The organism is Phenylobacterium sp. P4_E10, assembly GCF_056401675.1.
This window is the reverse complement of the sequence record NZ_JBFUIW010000001.1, coordinates 271,686-288,347: the sequence shown is the minus strand read 5'-3', so window position 1 is coordinate 288,347 and position 16,662 is coordinate 271,686. Positions and strand designations below refer to the sequence as shown.

Here is a 16,662-nt window from a genome sequence, read left to right as displayed (position 1 = left end):
CTCGGGACCGCGGTGCGAATCGCATGCGGTGTTTCGGTGATTTTACCGAAGGGAACCCGGCTTCCGAAGCCAGCCTGTCGTCTAATTCCAGACGTCGAGGTGGAAAAGTCTGCGGTGCTCTTCGATGGCGAACCGATCGGTCATGCCGGCGATGTAGTCGCACACCACCCTGGCCCGGCCGGCCTCGTCGCGGTTCTGCGAGCGAGCGAACCATTCCGTTGGCAGAACGTCGGGTTCGGCCATGAACAACTGAAACATCTCGGCGAGAATGCGGCGGGCCTGGCTGCGGGTCCGGTTCACCTTCCAGTGCCGATACATGCGCGCCATCAGGAACTCGCGAAGCCGCGAGAGGTCTTCCAGCATGTCCCGCGAGAACGAGACCAGCGCGTGGTCCATGTTCCGCACGTCCTCGGCCGAGCCGACCTGGGCGGCCGCGGCGCGTCGATGCGTCTCAGCCAGCACGTCGTCGACCATCGCCCCGATCATGCGCCGCACCGCCTCAAGGCGGGTGATGACCGGATCGAGGCCTGGATAGTCCCTGTACACGCTGGCCAGAATCGGCCCGATCAGCGGCACGTTCAGCAGGTCGTCCAGGGTGAACAGCCCCGCGGCCACACCATCGTCCACGTCATGATTGTTGTAAGCAATGTCGTCGGCCAAGGCCGCGACCTGCGCTTCCGCCGAAGCCCAGGTGGACAGGCCGAGGTCATAGTCCTTGTCGAACTCGGCGATAGCGTTCCACGATGGCCGATCCAGCTTATCGGCAACCGGGCCGTTGTGCTTGATGACCCCTTCCAGGGTCTCCCAGGTCAGGTTCAGACCTTCCCAGCCCGGATATCGGCGCTCCAGCTTGGTGACGACCCGGAAGGTCTGCACATTGTGATCAAAGCCGCCGTACTTCTCCATCTGGATCTGCAGTTCGTCCTCGCCGGCGTGGCCGAACGGCGGGTGGCCCAGGTCATGGGCCAGGGCGATGGTCTCGGCCAGGTCCGGCTCCAGCCCCAGCGCGGTGGCCAGCGACCGGGCGATCTGCGCGACCTCCAGGGAGTGCGTCAGGCGGGTGCGGAAATGATCGCCCTCGTGCGCTACGAAGACCTGAGTCTTTTCCTTCAGCCTCCGAAACGCCGTAGCGTGGATAATCCGGTCGCGATCACGGGCGAACGGCGTGCGGGTTCGGCTCTCGGGCTCGGCGATCTTGCGTCCCAGCGAATTGGTGGGATCTTCAGCGTAGGGCGCGCGGGGCGGGATCATCTGGTCTCGGCTTGAAGACGCCCTCTTGGACTAAGGGCTTGGCGATCTCATATAGTCCAGGCAGAGGTTTTCCACAGTATGACTACGACCGACCTGACCCTATCTCCTGCCGCAGCTAAGCGGCTGCACGCCATCGGCGCCGCCGAAGGCAAGCCGATCATGCTGCGCGTGGCCGTCGAAGGCGGCGGCTGCTCGGGCTTTCAGTATCAGTTCGACCTGGTCGATGTGGCGCAGCCGGACGACCTGAAGATCGAGCGCGACGGGGCCGCGGCCCTGGTGGACGAGATGTCGCTGGTGCTGCTGAAGGGTTCTGAGATCGACTTCGTCGACGAACTGGCCGGCGCCGAGTTCAAGGTCCGCAATCCCAACGCCAAGTCCAGCTGCGGCTGCGGCGTCAGCTTTTCGATCTAGCACGGGCGTCGCCGGAGCGACGCGCCGGCTTGGTGTTCAGCAACCAGCGGACCTTGTCGCTATCGTCGGCCACTTCCCACCACCCGTCCTGGGGCTTGAGCGACGTTCGCGGGCCTTCTAGCTTCGCCAACCGAATCCGGAGCCCCCGATGCGCATCGCCACCTGGAACGTGAACTCTGTGAATGCGCGCCTTGAGACGGTGCTGCGCTGGTTCGAGGAGGCCGCTCCGGACGTCGCATGCCTGCAGGAGATCAAGTGCGTCGACGAAAAGTTCCCGGCTGAGGCCTTCGAGCGACTGGGATACAACGTCGCCGTCCACGGCCAGAAGTCATACAACGGCGTCGCGATCCTTTCGAAGTCACCGCTGGAAGACGTCCGCAAGGGCCTGCCGGGCGACGACGCCGACGACCACGCTCGCTATCTCGAAGCGGTGGTCTCCGGCCCGCGGCCAGTGCGGGTGGCCTCGATTTATCTGCCCAACGGCAATCCGATCGGAACTGAGAAGTTCGACTACAAGCTGCGCTGGATGGAGCGGCTTAACGCCCGCGCCCGCGAACTGCTGAACTACGAGGAACCGGTCGCCCTGGTCGGCGACTACAACGTCATTCCCGAGCCGCGCGACGCCGCCCATCCGGAAAACTGGCTCGGCGATGCGCTGTTCCAGCCGCAGAGCCGCGGCGCGTTCCGCTCGTTGCAGTGGCTCGGCTACACCGAGGCCTTCATGGCCGTCGACGGCCACCCTGAAGCCTACACCTTCTGGGACTATCAGGCCGGCGCCTGGCAGCGGAACAACGGCATCCGCATCGACCACGCCCTGCTCTCGCCCCAGGCCGCCGACCTGCTGCGCGCCTGCATAATCCACAAGGACGTGCGCGGCTGGGAGAAGCCCTCCGATCACGTGCCCGTCGTGGTCGAGCTCGATCTCTGAGGGTTCATTTCCGGTTCAGGCGGTTGCGGGCTATAGCAAGGCTTCGCAATCGAAGGGGGATCCCATGCGATCTCTAGTGCTCGTGGCCGTCGGTCTCGCCTTTGCTTCGGACCCCGCGCTGGCGCAGGACAGCGCCACCAACGCCTCCACGGCCGGCGGCGCCTCGTCCGAAGCAGCCGCAGCTCTGACAGCTTCCGGCGTCCAAGCCGTGGTCGGCGTCGCCGCCGTTCCAGTCAGCGTCGCCGCTGGGGTGTCCGTTGTGGGCGGCTCAGCTGTGGTCGGCGCTGGCGCGGCCTCGGTCGAGGGCGGCGCCAATGTCTCGGAAGCCGCCGGCGCCTCGGCGGAGTTCGCTTCGGGCCCACTGAAGGTGGACGACAAGGTGGTGGTGTCGCCCGATCCCATGCCGGCGGTGCCCTATCAGGCTGAGAAACCGCGATGAGGGTTCTGCTCTCCGCGCTCTCGGCGCTCGCCATCGGAATGACCTCGGCGCCGGCGGCGCTGGCCCAGGACAGTTCGGCCCGGGCCATCGTCCCGCACTTCACGGCCCAACAGGCGGCCGACTTCTCCAAGCAACTGGAGCGCGACCTGGCGTCCAAGGGCGCGCGGGTCGCGATGGTGTTCCGCGCCGGCCGCATGCGCGACCAACTGCCGGAAGGCATCTCTTACACCCACGGCGCCTTCTGGGTTTATCGCGACATCAAGACCGCCGACGGCGGCACGGTGAAGGGCTACGCGGTCTACAACCTCTATGCCGGCGACGGAAAGAACTGGGCCAAGACCGAGAGCCGGCTGGTGCAGGACTTCCCGCTCGACTTCACGCGCGGCTCGACCGTCAACGACATGGCGGTGATCATTCCCAGCCCTGAGATGCAGCGCCGCATCCTGACGGTGATCGACAGCCCGACCTACGCCAAGGTCCACAACCCGGCCTATTCGCTGGTCGCCAATCCCTGGGCTCGCAAGTACCAGAACTGCAACAACTTCATGGCCAACGTCATTGGCGCCGCGATCTGGCGAACCGACGACCCGCAGCGGATCACCGCCAATCTGAAGGCGCACTATCAGCCGACCGTCGTGAAGGCCAATGCGGTCATGCGGTTGTTCGGACCGATTGCCGACCAGCGCCTGCGCACCGACGATCAGGACGCCACGATCCGCACGGCGACCTACGAGTCCCTGGCCGAGTTCATGCGCCAGAACAAACTCCTGCAGGAAGCCTACATCTTCAACTACCAGCCCTGAAGCTTCTGCTGGGGTCGGATCGGGGCTAGCCTGCCCGCTGGGATGCTGCTGGGAGAGATCGGCCTATGGGCGCGGTCGAGCTGGTTGGGGTTGCCGCGAGCCTGAGTTTCTTGGCCGGCTGGCGGCTTTATGCCTGCGTAGCGGCCGCGGGCTTGGCCATGCGCTATGGTCTGCTCGATCTGCCTCAGCAGGTTCAGGCGCTCGACGCCCTCGCCAATCCATGGGTCATCGGCGTGGCCGCCTTCGGCGCTGTCGCCGAACTCGTCGCCGACAAGGTCATGTGGTTCGACAGCCTGTGGGACGGGGCGCACACCCTGATCCGACCCATCGGCGGCGCCTTGCTGGCCCTGGCGGTGGTCGACGCCCACGACCCGGCCTGGCAGGTGGTCGTCTTCCTGTTCGGCGGCGGCGCGGCCCTGCTCAGTCACAGCGCAAAAGCCAGCGCGCGGGCGGTGGTCAACACCAGCCCAGAGCCGGTCAGCAATATCGCCGTCAGCGGCGTCGAAGACGTAGTCACCGCGGGCGGCCTTTGGCTGGTGCTGAGCCAGCCGGAGATCGCCATCGCCGTGGCGCTCACCCTGCTGCTCACCGCAACAGGCCTGATCTACCTGAGCTGGAGAATGCTGAACCGCATGCGGCGGTGGTGGTCGGAGCTCTAGCCCCAAGTTTGGCGGGCTGAGGTCGTCCATCAAACAAGACACCATCGAGATGACAGTTCAGTCGCCGCCCGCTAGCGTCGCCTCATGAACGAATGGCCAAGGCTTTTCCTGCTGCTGGCTCTCGCGGGCGTCGCCGTCACCGTCCTGGGCAGTGTGGCGATCTGGCTGATGGACGAGGAGCGGCGCATCCGGCGCGCGCTCAAGCGCGTCCTCAAGGGGCCGCCGGAAGCGGTGATCGTGGCGCGCGGCCGCGGCCGAGGCGCTGGCTTTAACGTCTCGACCGGCCTGATGGCGGTCGCCTGGGACGCAGGCGGCTGGCTGCTGATCTATCGGCTCGACGAACTGATGGGCGCGGAAGTCATCGTCGACGGCCAGGTGCTGGCCAGGGCCTATCGCGGCGAGCCGCGCCGCGCCCTCGATCAGACCTTGGAGCACGCCGCGCGTGTGACCTTGCGGCTGATCTTCGACGACCCGCACCACCCCGACTTCGACCTCGACCTCTGGCTGGCGGGCGACGAGGCCCGACGGCGCGCCACCTCGCCGGCCGAGGCCATGCAGGAGGCCAATCGCTGGCTGGCCCGCGCCGAAGCGATCCTGCGGCGTCCGGTTGCGCCGCGCACGCCCCCCACGGGGCCGAGCCCCCTGCATCCCGCCCCGGAAGACCGCCCCGAGCCGGACGACGACGAGCCGCCCTTCCACCTCAACAACGACGAGAAGCTGATCTAGCCGAGCGCGAAGTCCACTCCGGCCTTGGCGTGGACCAGCGCTGTGTCGACCACCGGTAGGCTCAGGTCCTCCGGCGCCAGGAGCAGCCCCACCTCGGTGCATCCGAAGATCACGCAGTCGGCGGCGGCGGCCTTGGCGATCATCCCGAGCACCTCGGTCTTGGAGGTCGGGGAGATCACCCCCTGGCAAAGTTCGTCATAGATGATCGCGTGCAGCCGATCGCGGTCGGCCTGCTCCGGGACCACCGCCTCGACGCCCTGCGCCTTCAGCCGGTCGCGGTAGAAGGCCTTCTCCATGGTGAAGCGGGTGGCCAGCAGCAGCGGTCGCGAGCAGCCGGCCGCCTTGACCGCATCGGCCGTGGCGTCGGCGATGTGGATCAGCGGCACGCCGATCGCCGCCTGCACCTGGTCGGCGACGATGTGCATGGTGTTGGCGCCGATCATGATCGCCTGCGCCCCGGCCGCTTCGAGCCGGGCCGCAGCCCGGGCCAGCACCTCGCCGGCCGCTTCCCAGTCGCCGTCGGCCTGCATCCGGGCGATCGGCGCGAAATCCACCGACCACATCAGCAACTCGATCGAATGCAGTCCGCCCAACCGTTCGCGCACCAGGCGATTCATGGCCTGGTAGTAGAGCGTGGTGCTCTCGGCGCTCATCCCGCCAAGCAGTCCGACTGTGCGCATGGGGCTTGGATCCTTCATTGACGCGTCCAGGTCCTCACAGGAGCATTGGCCCCATGGGACTGAGCTTCACCCTGCGACTTCGCGAACCGATCATGCGCGGCGATGTCACCTGCAGCATCCGTATCTGGCAGTCGCCGCGCGTGCGGCTCGGCGGATGCTATGCGCTCGGCGACGGCCACGTGGAGGTGACGCGACTGTGCGAGATCGACCTTATCGACGTCACGCCGGAACTGGCGCGCAGTTCCGGCTTCGCCGACCTCGACGACCTGATGACGATCGCCCGCCACGGTCGCGGCGAGCGGGTGTTCATGGTGGAGTTTCGCTACGTGCCTAAAGCGCGGCCTTGATCGCGCCGACCACTTCGTCGTCCAGCGGCTCGGTCCGCGGACCAAACGCCCGGATGAGCTTGCCGTCCTTGCCGACCAGGATCTTGTGGAAGTTCCATACAGGCTCAGCCGTCTCGCCCAGCACTTCCTTGGCCCACTTGTAGAACGGGTGGGCGCTGTCGCCCTTCACGTCGGCCTTGGCGGTCAGCGGGAAGTCGATGTTGAACTTGGTCTCGCAGAAGTCCTTGATCTCGGCTTCCGTCCCCGGCTCCTGGCCGGCGAACTGGTTGCAAGGCACGCCCAGCACCACCAGACCCTGCTCGCGATAGTCCGAATAGAGCTTCTCGAGCCCTTCGTACTGCGGCGTCAGCCCGCACTGGGAGGCCGTGTTCACCACCAGCACGACCTTGTCCCGATAAGTCTCGAGCGGCAGGTGGCCGCCGTCGATGGTGTGGAACTCAAAGTCGTAGGCGAACTTGGTCATGGCCGTACTCCACCGCTGGGTTGGCGTAGCCTAACTCTGCTAGCCGCGATCCTCTAGAGCCTGTTCGACGGCCAGCGCCAAATCTAGCGCGCGGGCCGCTTCGTCTGCCGTCACTATCGGGCGCGGCGACTGACCGCGCACCGCGGCCAGAAAGGCGTCGACGCTGGTCTGCAGCGTGTCCTTGACCGCCGGGGTGTCCGCATAGTCGGGATTGAGCGGAAAGCCCGTAGTGTTGCGGAACTTGCGGCTAATGAAGTCGATCTCGACCTCGCCGGACGGATAGACCAGTTTCATGCTGCGCTTGCGCTCCAGCGCCATGCGCGAGGCGTCGAACAGGGCCGTGAAGCCATCGTCGAAGGTGATTTCGGCGCGCGCCTGGTCCCAGCCACCCGAGAAATCGACTTTCCCCTCGCCTTCCACCGCCAGCGGCTGAGCTGCGGAGAGCGAAAGCGACAGGTCGAGGTCGTGGATCATCAGGTCCAGCACGACTGACACGTCGAGGCTGCGCTCCGAGGGCGTGCCGTGGCGGATCGACTCCAGGCGCAGCGGCTGCTCGGGGATGTCGAACAGGCCCATGGCCTGGAACACCACGCGCTCCTGGTGTCCGCAGGCCACCATCAACTTCTGCTTGGCCGCCTCGGCCATGATCTTGTCAGCATCGGCCAGGCTGATGGCGATGGGCTTTTCGATATAGACCGGTTTGCCGGCCTTGAGCGCCGCCAGCGCGCCCTCGACATGGACGCTGGCCGGCGAGGCGACGGTGACCACGTCGACCGCCTCGAGGAACTCCTCCAGCTTGTGGAAGGCGCGCCCGCCCAGCGGCACGGCCAGGGCCGCGGCGCGGTCCGGGTGGTGGCTGTCGAACACCGCCGACAACACGGCGCCCGGCGCGGCGACGTACTTGCGCGCATGGTGGCCGCCAAAGACCCCGGCGCCGATCACGCCGCCCTTCAGGGGTTCTCCCATGGACTCGCCTCCATTCCTTCGTAAGCGCGCCGCTTACACGTAACCCCCACTCGACGCCACCGGCGCCGCAGGCCTAACATTTGTTTTGGGGAGACCGCTGATGACCATATCGCGCGAAGTCCGCCTGAAGAGCCGCCCGATCGGCCTGCCGACCGCCGAGAATTTCGAGATCGTCAGCGTGCCCCTGCACCGGCTCGCGCCCGGCGAAATTCAGGTCCGCAACGACTGGATGACTGTCGATCCCTACATGCGCGGGCGCATGAATGACGCGAAGAGCTACTCCCCGCCGTTTGCGCTCGGCGAAGCCATGCACGGCGGGGCGGTCGGCACGGTCGTCGCCTCCAACGATCCGTCACTGCTTCCTGGCGATCTGGTGCAGTCCAACTACGGCTGGCGCGAGGCCTTCACCGCCCAGGGCTCAATGGTCCAGAAGCTCGACACCATGGGATTGCCGCCCCAGGCGTTCCTCGGTGCGGTCGGCATGCCGGGCATGACCGCCTATGCCGGACTGCTGCGGGTCGCCGCCTTGAAGGAAGGCGACGTGGTCTTCGTCTCCGCCGCCTCCGGTGCTGTCGGCTCGATGGTCTGCCAGATCGCCAAGCTGAAGGGCCACAAGGTCATCGGTTCGGCGGGCGGGCCGGAGAAGATCGCCTTCTTGAAGGACGAGCTCGGGGTGGACGAAGCCATCGACTACAAGGCTGTCCCCGATCTGATCAGGGCGCTGGAGGCGGCCGCGCCGGAAGGCGTCGACGTCTATTTCGACAATGTCGGCGGCGAGCATCTGGAGGCGGCGCTGAACTCGGCCCGCCCGTTCGCCCGCTTCGCACTGTGCGGCATGATCTCGTTGTACAACGCCACCACGCCGCCGCCCGGTCCGCGCAACATCGCCCTGGCGGTCGGTAAGCAGATCCGCATGGAGGGCTTCATCGTCTCCCGCCACTACGACCTGCTTCCCGCCTTCCACCACGACCTGGCCGAGTGGCACGCCGCCGGCCAGCTCAAGTGGCGCGAGACCGTGATCGAGGGCATCGAGCGCGCGCCCGAGGCCTTCCTGAAGCTCTTCTCCGGCGAGAACTTCGGCAAGATGCTGGTCAAGCTGAGCTAGAGCGCGCCCGGCCGCGCTTCGGGCGTTGGCCGGCCGCCGGCGAGCCGCTACAAGCCAAAGGTCAGATCTTCTCGGAGTTTCCCGTGTCCCGCCTCTTCAGCGCCTATGTGATCGTCGACTGGAGTGCTGCGGCCAAGCCGGCCACCGGTCCGGATTCCGTTTGGATCGGCGTGCTCAAGCGCGACCTGCGCTTCCGCCTGACCTTCGAAGCCTTCAATCCGGCCACTCGCGCCGAGGCCGAGAAGAAGCTCGCCGACATCCTCGACGACTTTAAAAAGCGCGGCGAGCGCGCCCTGGTCGGCTTCGATTTCCCGCTGGGCTTCCCGCGCGGTCTCGCCAAGGGCCTCAACCTGCCGGGCGAGCCGGCCTGGCGCGCGGTCTGGGACCAGCTCGACAAGATGGTCAAGGACAAGGCCGACAACACCAACAACCGGTTCGGGGTCGGCTCGGAGATCAACCGGCGGCTGACCGGCGGACCGTTCCCATTCTGGGGTTGCCCGCCGAAGGACGCCCTGACCACGCTGCAGCCCAAGCGCCAGCGGGCCCATGGCCCCGACGACCTGCCCGAGTTCCGGCACGCGGACCTGGCGGCCAAGGGCGCGGCGTCAATCTGGAAGCTCTACTACAACGGATCGGTCGGCGGTCAGGCGATCCTCGGCATCCCGGCCGCGCGCCGCCTCAAGCTCGCCCGTGGCGAGGGCGTGAAGGTCTGGCCGTTCGAAACCGGCTTCAAGGCGCTGACCGAGGCCGATCTGGCCGGCGTCGAGGTGGTGGTCGCCGAGGTCTATCCCTCGCTCTACAAGGCCCAGCCTCAGCCCGGCGAGATCAAGGACCAGGTGCAGGTGCGTGTCACCGCCGAACACTTCGCGCGGCTCGACGAGACCGGCAAGCTGGGGGCGATCTTCGCCGCCAAATCCGCGGCGGCCGACGTCATCCTCGACGCCGAGACCGAGGAAGGCTGGATCCTGGGCGTGGAGGCCTAGGCCTCCACCTTTCTCGCGGCGCGCGCACCGGCCCCGGCGCGGCGCTCGACGATCGGCGCGCTGCGCAGCGATTGCAGCCACATCGGAACCCAGACCGCGAAGGCTCCGGCCGCGTCGGCGGCCAGGTCGCTGGCGCTGACCCCGCGATGGGTGAAGATCTGGGCGATTTCGATGGACGCGCCCAGCATTACCGCCGCCAGGGCGATCTCAAGCCGCCGGTTCCTCGGGAACGCCGCCATCATCAGCGCGGTCAGGCCGTAGAAGGCGATGAAGTGCGCGGCCTTGTCGGCCGGGACGAAGTTCTTCTCCACGCCCTGGAATGGTCCGACCATGCCGATCGCGCACACCAGGGCGGCGGCGATCAGTAGGAAGCGGGCAGCGGTCTTGGTCGAGATCGACATGGCGCGGACCCTCGCAGATCAGCGTGAATCGACCGTTCACCGACGCGAAAATAGTTGAACTACAACCCGCGCCGCGAGAGCTGCCAGAACCGCGAGCCCAGCAGGCCAGCCGACAGGAACGATGCCGCGACCACCGCCCAGACGATACCGTCGAGGCCCAACTCCATGCGGATCGCCAGCCACCACGCCAGCGGCATCATCACCAGCACGTAGCTGGTCAGGTGGGTGAAGGTCGGCAGCCAGACGTCGCCCCGGGCCCGTAGCGCCTGGGCGATCACCACCTGCAGCGCATCGACCAGGAAGAACAGGCACGACAGCACAAGCGCCGCGGACGCCATGGCGATCACAGCTTTGTCGGAGGTGTAGGCTTGGCTGATGAAACCGGCGCTCGGCCAGATCACCAGCGAGATCACCAGCCCAAACGCCGCGGTCATCGCGAAGCCGATCAGGCCGGCCCGGGTCACACCATGCGCGTCGCGGGCGCCATAGGCGCGGCCGACCATCACCGCCGTCCCGGTCGATAGACCCAGCGGCACCATGAAGATGATCGCCGCTACGTTCAGCACCACCGCCCAGGCGGCGACGGTCAGTCCGCCCATCCAGCCGGCGAAGATGTTCATCGAGGCGAAGGCCGCGACTTCGAAGAAATTGGACGCCCCGGCGCCGTAGCCGATCCGGCGCTGCTCGGCCTCCGCGGGCTGGTCGCGCTCGGGCTTGTCGAACACGCCCAACGCCTTCGCCTCGGGCATCCGCCAGATGTAGGCCAGCATGACGATCGCCAGGAAGGTCCGCGCCCCGGTGGTCGCCCAGGCGCCGCCGACCGCGCCCATGGCGGGAAGGCCGAGCGTTCCCGGGACCAGCAGGAGCAGCAGCAGCAGGTTCACGCCGTTGGCCAGCCACATCATCACCGCGCCGGGCTTGGGCTTGCCCAGCCCCTCCAGCCAGAAGCTGGCGGCGACGCTGAAGGCGTAGCCAGGCAACGACAGAGCGAAGATCAGCATCGCCCGCGCTGCGCCGTCGGCGAGATCCTTCTCAAGGCCGATGACGTGCAGGAAGCTCGGACCGGCTAGCAAAGTCACCGCCATCGAGATGACGCCGATCCAGAAGCTGTAGGCCAGGCCGCGGCGCAACACCGCGCCGGTCAGCTCGCGCTTGCCCTGCCCGATCCGCCGGGCGGTCATCACCTGCACGCCGGTCAACAGGCCCACCGCCATGGTCACCACCACGCTGGTCGGCGCCCAGGCCAGGGCGTGATAGCCAAGCTGGGTGGCCGAGAAGCGCCCGACGACGATGGCGTCGGACAGGCCCATGACCATGATGCCCAGGCGCGACAGCACCACCGGCCAGGAGAGCTTCCACAGCTCCGCGGTTTCCGTGCGGACAACGCTAATTTCGCGCCCTCCCGAGGGAAGGGCCGCCTGGGCCGGATCGGCCATGGTCTCACCGGTTTTCAAAGAAGCGCGGAAAGTGACGCCTTGCCCCGCGCACGGCAAGGGCGGGGTTTCCCCGGCGCCGCTTTTCCAGGCGCCGGGTGGCTCCTAAGGCACAAGCCGGCGGCGAGCCGTGTGCAGGGCGGTGACCATGTTGCGCTCTACGCGCCCGCCGAACTCGCGCTCGGCGATCTGCGCCAGGGCGTCCAGCAACCGTTCGCGATCAGCAGGTTCATGCTGATTCACCTCGGAATAGGTGCCGTAAAGCGCCCGCACCCCGTCCGGGTCGAGCACCAGCGTCCAGGGCCACGCTTCATAGCCGATCGCCTCGAACACGTCCGCCGCCTCCAGCTCAGCCCGCCGCCGAACTTCGTCGAGCGCATGGGGCGGACCGCCGGCCGCGCCGGCCGAGGGGCTCGCGCTGTCGCCCAGTAGGCGCTGCGTCGCGTCATGAAAGGGATCGGGCCGCGTCTCGTCGCCGAAGACGTTCCAGACCATCGCCCACCAGCCGCCCGGTCTCAGCAACCGCCCGACCTGGGCCAGGCCCCTGCCCGGCTCGACCCAGTGGAATGAGGTCGCGGCAACGCCAAGATCGAACGTCCCCTCGGGAAGCTCAGTGTCTTCAAAGGCTTCGACGCGGATCTCAAGCTCGGGAGAAGCGATCCGGCCTCTCAGGTGCCTGGCCAGCCGCGCGTCAGGCTCGATCGCCACCAATGGCGCGGCGCCAAGTTCAAGCAACCGCTCGCTCGCCGTGCCCGTCCCGGCCCCGACCTCGAACACCGCCGCGCCGGCTCGCAGGTCGCAGCGTTCGCGCAAGATCTCGTAGACCCATTCCGGATAGTACGGCCGAGCAGCGTGGTAGCCGCTCGGATCTCCCCCGAACGCCGTCCGTCCCGCCGACCGCGCCAGGCCGGCCACGACGGTCAGACCGCCGCGCGCAGCGCCGCTTCGAGCCGCTCTTCCTTGAGCTTCTCGGCCACCAGGAAGGCAAGTTCCAGCGCCTGCTCGCCGTTTAGACGCGGATCGCAGTGCGTGTGATAGCGATCGGCGAGGTCGCCCTCGCTGAGGGCGCGGGCCCCACCGAGGCACTCGGTGACGTTCTGGCCGGTCATTTCCAGGTGCACGCCGCCCGGGTGCACGCCTTCGGACTCGGCGATCTGCACGAAGCTCTTCACTTCGGACAGAATCCGGTCGAACGGCCGGGTCTTGTAGCCGTTGGCGGCGGTCAGGGTGTTGCCGTGCATCGGGTCGATGGCCCAAACCACCGAGCGCCCAGACTTCTTGGTCGCCTGCAGCAGACGCGGCAGGCGCTCGGCGATCTTGTCGTGGCCGAAGCGGCCGTAGAGCGTCAGCCGGCCCGGCTCGTTTTTCGGGTTCAGGACGTCGATCAGGCGCAGCAGGTCGTCCGGCTCCATGGTCGGGCCGCACTTCACGCCGATCGGGTTCTTGATGCCGCGGAAGAACTCCACGTGCGCGCCGTCAAGCTGGCGGGTGCGCTCACCGATCCAAACCAGGTGGGCCGAGGTGTCGTACCACTCGCCCGAAGTGGAATCGACGCGGGTCATCGCCTCTTCGAAGCCCAGCAGCAGCGCTTCGTGGCTGGTGAAGAACTCCACCCGATGCAGGTCGGGCTGGCTGTCTGGGGTCACGCCGATGGCGGCCATGAAGGTCAGCGCTTCGCTGATCTTTTCCGAGAGCTCGCGGTACTTGGCGCCTTGCGGGCTGTCGGCGACGAAGCCCAGGGTCCAGCGGTGAATGTTGTAGAGGTCGGCATAGCCGCCGCCGGCAAAGGCGCGCAGCAGGTTCAGGGTCGAGGCGGACTGCCCATAGGCCTGCAGCAGGCGCTGCGGGTCGGGCCTGCGCGCGCCTTCCTCGAACTCCATGCCGTTGATGATGTCGCCGCGATAGGACGGCAGCTCGACGCCATCGATGGTCTCGACCGGCGAGGAGCGTGGCTTGGCGAACTGGCCGGCCATGCGCCCGACCTTCACCACCGGCTTGCCGCCGGCGAAGGTCAGCACCACCGCCATCTGCAGGATCAGCCGGAAGGTGTCGCGAATATTGTCGGCGTGGAACTCCTTGAAGCTCTCCGCGCAGTCGCCGCCCTGCAGCAGGAAGGCGCGCCCCTCGGCTACTTCGCCCAGCAGGCTCTTCAGCCGCCGCGCCTCGCCGGCGAACACCAGCGGCGGCATCCCGCGCAGCACCTGTTCCACCTTGGTCAGCTCAGCCAGATCCGGATAGTCGGTCGGCAGATGCTTGGCGGGCTTGTTCCTCCAGGAGGCAGGCGTCCAGTGCTCGGTCATGGCTCAACTCCGCGCCCGCGTACCGGCGGGCTACAGAGCATGATAGCCGAGAATGGGAACCGGGTTCGGCGGCCATCACGCTCTATTTGTGATTTTTCAGCCTTCCCGAATGAAAGGCTGGGGGCGCTTCTAACCCCAGAATGATCGTGCAGTCGATGACGAAGGGAAGGTTTTGCCCCTCGCCTAGTCGTTTTCGAACGGTCCCTGGCGCTGCACGGCTAGGCAGGCCGCAGCTGCCAGCGCGCCCAAGGCCAGCCACCATTCCTGCCAGACGCCGAACGACACGGCGCAGAACGTCAAATAAGCGGTTGCCGTCGCCACCGCCGTGGCGCGACCCAAGTCCCGCTCCTTCGCGCTCTGACTGGCGATGACGACGCCCCAGAACACCGCCGCGGCCATGGCGCCGATCAGGCCAAGTTCCAGCCATATCTGCAGGCCGCCGCTGTGAGGATGCAGTTTGATGCCCGGAGCGAACATCCGGCTCGCGTCCATCCCCCAGCCGCGGAATGGATGGTCGCCGATCCAGTCGGCGGCATGGCGCCAGTAACTCAGGCGCATCGACCAGGAAAGCGGGAGCTGCGCTTCGAGAGCCTGGTACCAGCCCAGCTTGCGCGTCGCCCACACCGCCCAGGGCGCGCCCAGGAAGTAGATCGCCGTCAAGCTCGCCACGATCCGTGGCGCGACCACCGGCCATCGATAGGTCGCCGCAGCGGTGATTACGCTTCCAACGAGGGCGATGATCGGCGCGTCCGCCGCCAAGCCGACGCTCGCTGCGACGACGCCTGCTGCGATCAGCACGCCTGGCCAGATGCCGCCGCCCGTCCGCCAACCCGCCACCGCCGCGGCAGGCGCGAACACGGCCAGCACGAACCCGCCCTGGGCGATATTCTTGATCGCCAGGTCCGGGCGGATCGGATCGCCGATGCCTTCCCGAAGCGCCTGATAGACCCCCGCGCCGGTCGCTGCTTCGGTCACCAGCATCAGGCCCAGCAACGCGCAGCCCCACGCCAACAGTTGCAGCGCCACGCGCCGGGTCCCGGAGGTCATCGCGCCCGCTGCGCGGAACAGCGCCCAATAGAGCGCCGCCTGCACCACCAGCTTCATCGCGGTGGCGTTCTCGAACTTGGTCGGGGTGAACGGGCTCCAGGCCACCGAGGCCACACCCCAGGAGACCAGGACCAGCACCGCAATGGCGGCCGGACGGTCCTGTTCCCCGATCCGCAGCGCACGCAGCGACAGCAGGCCGCAAAGCCCAGCCAGCGGCGCGAACCCCAGCGGTGAAAGCCAGCCCAGCAGCGGCGTCAGGATGAAGGCGAAGCCCAACACCCAGCCGAACCAGGCGACGCTCGCCTGGTCATCCGCGAGCTGCGCCGGCGTGGTCGTCACGCCGCCGTACCCTGCGGCACGTACTTGTCGCGCATGGTGACCAGTTCCTCAGCCAGGGTCGGGTGGACGGCGCAGGTGGAGTCCCACTCCTGCTTGGTCACGCCCATCTTCAGGGCGACCGCCGCCATCTGGATGATCTCCGGCGCGTCGGGTCCGACCACGTGGCAGCCGAGGATCCTTTGCGTGGACTCCTCGACCACCAACTTGATCAGGCAGCGTTCCTCGCCGCCGTAGAAGGTCGTCTTCATCGGCCGGAACACCGAGCGGTAGATGTCGACCTTGCCGTGCTGATGGCGGGCGTCAGCCTCCGACAGGCCCACGGAGCCGACCGGTGGCTGCGAGAACACCGCCGAGGCGACCATGTCGTGATCGAAGGTGGTCGGGTTCTTATAGAACTCGGTCTGGGCGAAGGCCGCGCCCTCGCGGATCGCCACCGGCGTCAGGTTGATGCGGTCCGTGACGTCACCCACGGCCCAGATGTTGTCGACATTGGTCTTCGAGAACTTGTCGACCGCGATGGCCCCGGCCTCGTTGAGCGTCACCCCGGCGGTCTCCAGGCCCAGCCCGTCGACATACGGTTTGCGGCCCGTGGCGAACATGACCAGGTCGGTCTCGATGTCGCCGCAGCTGGTCATGTGGTTGATCAGGCCGTGCTCAGTCTTCTCAATGCTCTCGTGCTGGCAGCCGAGCACGATCTTCACGCCGCGCTTCTTCATTTCCTCGGTGACGTGAGAGCGCACGTCATCGTCGAAGCCGCGCAGCAGATTGGGGCCGCGATAGACCAGGGTAGTGTCCACGCCCAGGCCCGCGAAGATGCCGGCGAACTCCACGGCGATGTAGCCACCGCCGGCGATCATGATCCGCTTGGGCAGCTCGGGGAGATGGAAGGCCTCTTCCGAGGTGATGATGTTCTCGTTGCCCGGGAAGTCAGTCGGGTTCCAGGGACGCCCGCCGGTGGCGATTAGGATCTTGTCGGCGGTGACCGTCCCCTTGCCGATCAGCTCGATCGAATGGGCGTCGAGCAGCCGCGCCTTGGCGTGGATCACCTCGGCGCCCGCGTTGTTGAGGTTGGTGACGTAGATGCCCGACAGCCGCGAAATCTCGCGGTCCTTGGCATCCAGGAAGCGCTTCCAGTCGAACTCCGCGCCGCTGGGCGACCAGCCGTAACCTTGCGAGATTTCGGCGTGGTGGGCGAACTCCGAGGCGTAGACCATGAACTTCTTCGGCACGCAGCCGCGGATCACGCAGGTGCCGCCGACGCGGTGCTCCTCGGCCAGCGCGACCTTGGCGCCGCTCATCGCCGCCAGCCGGCCGGCGCGCACGCCCCCGGAACCGGCCCCGATCACGAAGAGGTCGTAGTCGTACTTCGCCACAGGAAACT

Annotated in this window: 19 protein-coding genes; 9 read left to right on the top strand and 10 right to left on the bottom strand. The window is 67.2% G+C overall.

Features of this window, described 5'->3' with window-relative positions:
* Positions 1 to 81: 81 nt before the first annotated feature.
* Positions 82 to 1,251: a deoxyguanosinetriphosphate triphosphohydrolase gene (locus AC1DQJ_RS01435; protein WP_477599526.1), complete on the bottom strand. Its 1,170-nt coding sequence runs from the start codon at positions 1,249 to 1,251 to the stop codon at positions 82 to 84.
* Between the two features lie 78 nt (positions 1,252 to 1,329).
* Here AC1DQJ_RS01435 and erpA point away from each other — a divergent pair, with 78 nt between their 5' ends.
* From erpA to AC1DQJ_RS01405, 6 genes are all read left to right on the top strand, one after another.
* Positions 1,330 to 1,662: an iron-sulfur cluster insertion protein ErpA gene (gene erpA, locus AC1DQJ_RS01430; RefSeq protein ID WP_477599524.1), complete on the top strand. Its 333-nt coding sequence runs from the start codon at positions 1,330 to 1,332 to the stop codon at positions 1,660 to 1,662.
* A 148-nt stretch (positions 1,663 to 1,810) separates the two neighbouring features.
* Positions 1,811 to 2,590 carry an exodeoxyribonuclease III gene (gene xth, locus AC1DQJ_RS01425; RefSeq protein WP_477599523.1) on the top strand — a complete coding sequence of 260 codons (780 nt, stop codon included), beginning with the start codon at positions 1,811 to 1,813 and terminating at the stop codon, positions 2,588 to 2,590.
* Between the two features lie 64 nt (positions 2,591 to 2,654).
* Entirely contained in the window at positions 2,655 to 3,029 is a 375-nt protein-coding gene (locus AC1DQJ_RS01420; protein WP_477599521.1) for a hypothetical protein, read from the top strand.
* Positions 3,026 to 3,832 carry a DUF2145 domain-containing protein gene (locus tag AC1DQJ_RS01415; protein WP_477599520.1) on the top strand — a complete coding sequence of 269 codons (807 nt, stop codon included), beginning with the start codon at positions 3,026 to 3,028 and terminating at the stop codon, positions 3,830 to 3,832. Before AC1DQJ_RS01420 ends, AC1DQJ_RS01415 begins: the two co-directional genes overlap by 4 nt.
* A gap of 65 nt (positions 3,833 to 3,897) precedes the next feature.
* Positions 3,898 to 4,491 carry a DUF4126 domain-containing protein gene (locus AC1DQJ_RS01410; protein WP_477599518.1) on the top strand — a complete coding sequence of 198 codons (594 nt, stop codon included), beginning with the start codon at positions 3,898 to 3,900 and terminating at the stop codon, positions 4,489 to 4,491.
* A gap of 84 nt (positions 4,492 to 4,575) precedes the next feature.
* On the top strand, positions 4,576 to 5,217 hold the full coding sequence (locus AC1DQJ_RS01405; RefSeq protein ID WP_477599516.1) for a hypothetical protein: 642 nt from the start codon (positions 4,576 to 4,578) through the stop codon (positions 5,215 to 5,217).
* On the opposite strand, the gene AC1DQJ_RS01400 is transcribed toward AC1DQJ_RS01405, so the two are convergent.
* Complete coding sequence (locus AC1DQJ_RS01400) at positions 5,214 to 5,897, bottom strand: aspartate/glutamate racemase family protein (RefSeq protein WP_477599514.1); 684 nt, start codon at positions 5,895 to 5,897, stop codon at positions 5,214 to 5,216. The two genes, AC1DQJ_RS01405 and AC1DQJ_RS01400, sit on opposite strands and share 4 nt — an antisense overlap.
* A gap of 53 nt (positions 5,898 to 5,950) precedes the next feature.
* Between AC1DQJ_RS01400 and AC1DQJ_RS01395 the strand changes: the two genes are divergently transcribed.
* Positions 5,951 to 6,244 carry an ASCH domain-containing protein gene (locus tag AC1DQJ_RS01395; RefSeq protein ID WP_477599512.1) on the top strand — a complete coding sequence of 98 codons (294 nt, stop codon included), beginning with the start codon at positions 5,951 to 5,953 and terminating at the stop codon, positions 6,242 to 6,244.
* On the opposite strand, the gene AC1DQJ_RS01390 is transcribed toward AC1DQJ_RS01395, so the two are convergent.
* Together AC1DQJ_RS01390 and AC1DQJ_RS01385 are read right to left on the bottom strand one after the other, a co-directional pair.
* Entirely contained in the window at positions 6,228 to 6,707 is a 480-nt protein-coding gene (locus AC1DQJ_RS01390; protein ID WP_477599510.1) for a glutathione peroxidase, read from the bottom strand. The two genes, AC1DQJ_RS01395 and AC1DQJ_RS01390, sit on opposite strands and share 17 nt — an antisense overlap.
* Before the next feature lie 39 nt (positions 6,708 to 6,746).
* Positions 6,747 to 7,673, bottom strand: coding sequence for a Gfo/Idh/MocA family protein (locus AC1DQJ_RS01385; protein ID WP_477599508.1), 927 nt, complete (start codon positions 7,671 to 7,673; stop codon positions 6,747 to 6,749).
* Between the two features lie 100 nt (positions 7,674 to 7,773).
* Between AC1DQJ_RS01385 and AC1DQJ_RS01380 the strand changes: the two genes are divergently transcribed.
* Entirely contained in the window at positions 7,774 to 8,778 is a 1,005-nt protein-coding gene (locus AC1DQJ_RS01380) for an NADP-dependent oxidoreductase (protein WP_477599506.1), read from the top strand.
* Positions 8,779 to 8,861: 83 nt separating this feature from the next.
* Positions 8,862 to 9,761: a cobalamin biosynthesis protein CbiG gene (locus AC1DQJ_RS01375; RefSeq protein WP_477599504.1), complete on the top strand. Its 900-nt coding sequence runs from the start codon at positions 8,862 to 8,864 to the stop codon at positions 9,759 to 9,761.
* Here AC1DQJ_RS01375 and AC1DQJ_RS01370 read toward each other — a convergent pair.
* From AC1DQJ_RS01370 to gor, 6 genes are all read right to left on the bottom strand, one after another.
* Positions 9,758 to 10,162 (bottom strand): VanZ family protein, encoded by a 405-nt coding sequence (locus AC1DQJ_RS01370; protein WP_477599502.1) that lies wholly within the window; start codon positions 10,160 to 10,162, stop codon positions 9,758 to 9,760. The two genes, AC1DQJ_RS01375 and AC1DQJ_RS01370, sit on opposite strands and share 4 nt — an antisense overlap.
* A gap of 59 nt (positions 10,163 to 10,221) precedes the next feature.
* Positions 10,222 to 11,598: an MATE family efflux transporter gene (locus AC1DQJ_RS01365; protein ID WP_477599500.1), complete on the bottom strand. Its 1,377-nt coding sequence runs from the start codon at positions 11,596 to 11,598 to the stop codon at positions 10,222 to 10,224.
* Positions 11,599 to 11,700: 102 nt separating this feature from the next.
* Positions 11,701 to 12,510 (bottom strand): class I SAM-dependent methyltransferase, encoded by an 810-nt coding sequence (locus tag AC1DQJ_RS01360; protein ID WP_477599498.1) that lies wholly within the window; start codon positions 12,508 to 12,510, stop codon positions 11,701 to 11,703.
* Between the two features lie 5 nt (positions 12,511 to 12,515).
* Positions 12,516 to 13,895, bottom strand: a complete 1,380-nt coding sequence (locus AC1DQJ_RS01355) for a class II 3-deoxy-7-phosphoheptulonate synthase (RefSeq protein WP_477599496.1) — start codon at positions 13,893 to 13,895, stop codon at positions 12,516 to 12,518.
* 183 nt (positions 13,896 to 14,078) lie between these two features.
* Positions 14,079 to 15,281 carry an O-antigen ligase family protein gene (locus tag AC1DQJ_RS01350; protein ID WP_477599494.1) on the bottom strand — a complete coding sequence of 401 codons (1,203 nt, stop codon included), beginning with the start codon at positions 15,279 to 15,281 and terminating at the stop codon, positions 14,079 to 14,081.
* On the bottom strand, positions 15,278 to 16,654 hold the full coding sequence (gor, locus tag AC1DQJ_RS01345) for a glutathione-disulfide reductase (RefSeq protein ID WP_477599493.1): 1,377 nt from the start codon (positions 16,652 to 16,654) through the stop codon (positions 15,278 to 15,280). The genes AC1DQJ_RS01350 and gor overlap by 4 nt, the downstream gene beginning before the upstream one ends.
* Positions 16,655 to 16,662 lie beyond the last annotated feature (8 nt).

Bases quoted from the DNA above. Each gene is read 5' to 3' on its own strand.
- AC1DQJ_RS01435 (WP_477599526.1), bottom strand. From the start codon at position 1,251: ATGATCCCGCCCCGCGCGCCCTACGCTGAAGATCCCACCAATTCGCTG.
- erpA (WP_477599524.1), top strand. From the start codon at position 1,330: ATGACTACGACCGACCTGACCCTATCTCCTGCCGCAGCTAAGCGGCTG.
- xth (WP_477599523.1), top strand. From the start codon at position 1,811: ATGCGCATCGCCACCTGGAACGTGAACTCTGTGAATGCGCGCCTTGAG.
- AC1DQJ_RS01420 (WP_477599521.1), top strand. From the start codon at position 2,655: ATGCGATCTCTAGTGCTCGTGGCCGTCGGTCTCGCCTTTGCTTCGGAC.
- AC1DQJ_RS01415 (WP_477599520.1), top strand. From the start codon at position 3,026: ATGAGGGTTCTGCTCTCCGCGCTCTCGGCGCTCGCCATCGGAATGACC.
- AC1DQJ_RS01410 (WP_477599518.1), top strand. From the start codon at position 3,898: ATGGGCGCGGTCGAGCTGGTTGGGGTTGCCGCGAGCCTGAGTTTCTTG.
- AC1DQJ_RS01405 (WP_477599516.1), top strand. From the start codon at position 4,576: ATGAACGAATGGCCAAGGCTTTTCCTGCTGCTGGCTCTCGCGGGCGTC.
- AC1DQJ_RS01400 (WP_477599514.1), bottom strand. From the start codon at position 5,897: ATGCGCACAGTCGGACTGCTTGGCGGGATGAGCGCCGAGAGCACCACG.
- AC1DQJ_RS01395 (WP_477599512.1), top strand. From the start codon at position 5,951: ATGGGACTGAGCTTCACCCTGCGACTTCGCGAACCGATCATGCGCGGC.
- AC1DQJ_RS01390 (WP_477599510.1), bottom strand. From the start codon at position 6,707: ATGACCAAGTTCGCCTACGACTTTGAGTTCCACACCATCGACGGCGGC.
- AC1DQJ_RS01385 (WP_477599508.1), bottom strand. From the start codon at position 7,673: ATGGGAGAACCCCTGAAGGGCGGCGTGATCGGCGCCGGGGTCTTTGGC.
- AC1DQJ_RS01380 (WP_477599506.1), top strand. From the start codon at position 7,774: ATGACCATATCGCGCGAAGTCCGCCTGAAGAGCCGCCCGATCGGCCTG.
- AC1DQJ_RS01370 (WP_477599502.1), bottom strand. From the start codon at position 10,162: ATGTCGATCTCGACCAAGACCGCTGCCCGCTTCCTACTGATCGCCGCC.
- AC1DQJ_RS01365 (WP_477599500.1), bottom strand. From the start codon at position 11,598: ATGGCCGATCCGGCCCAGGCGGCCCTTCCCTCGGGAGGGCGCGAAATT.
- AC1DQJ_RS01355 (WP_477599496.1), bottom strand. From the start codon at position 13,895: ATGACCGAGCACTGGACGCCTGCCTCCTGGAGGAACAAGCCCGCCAAG.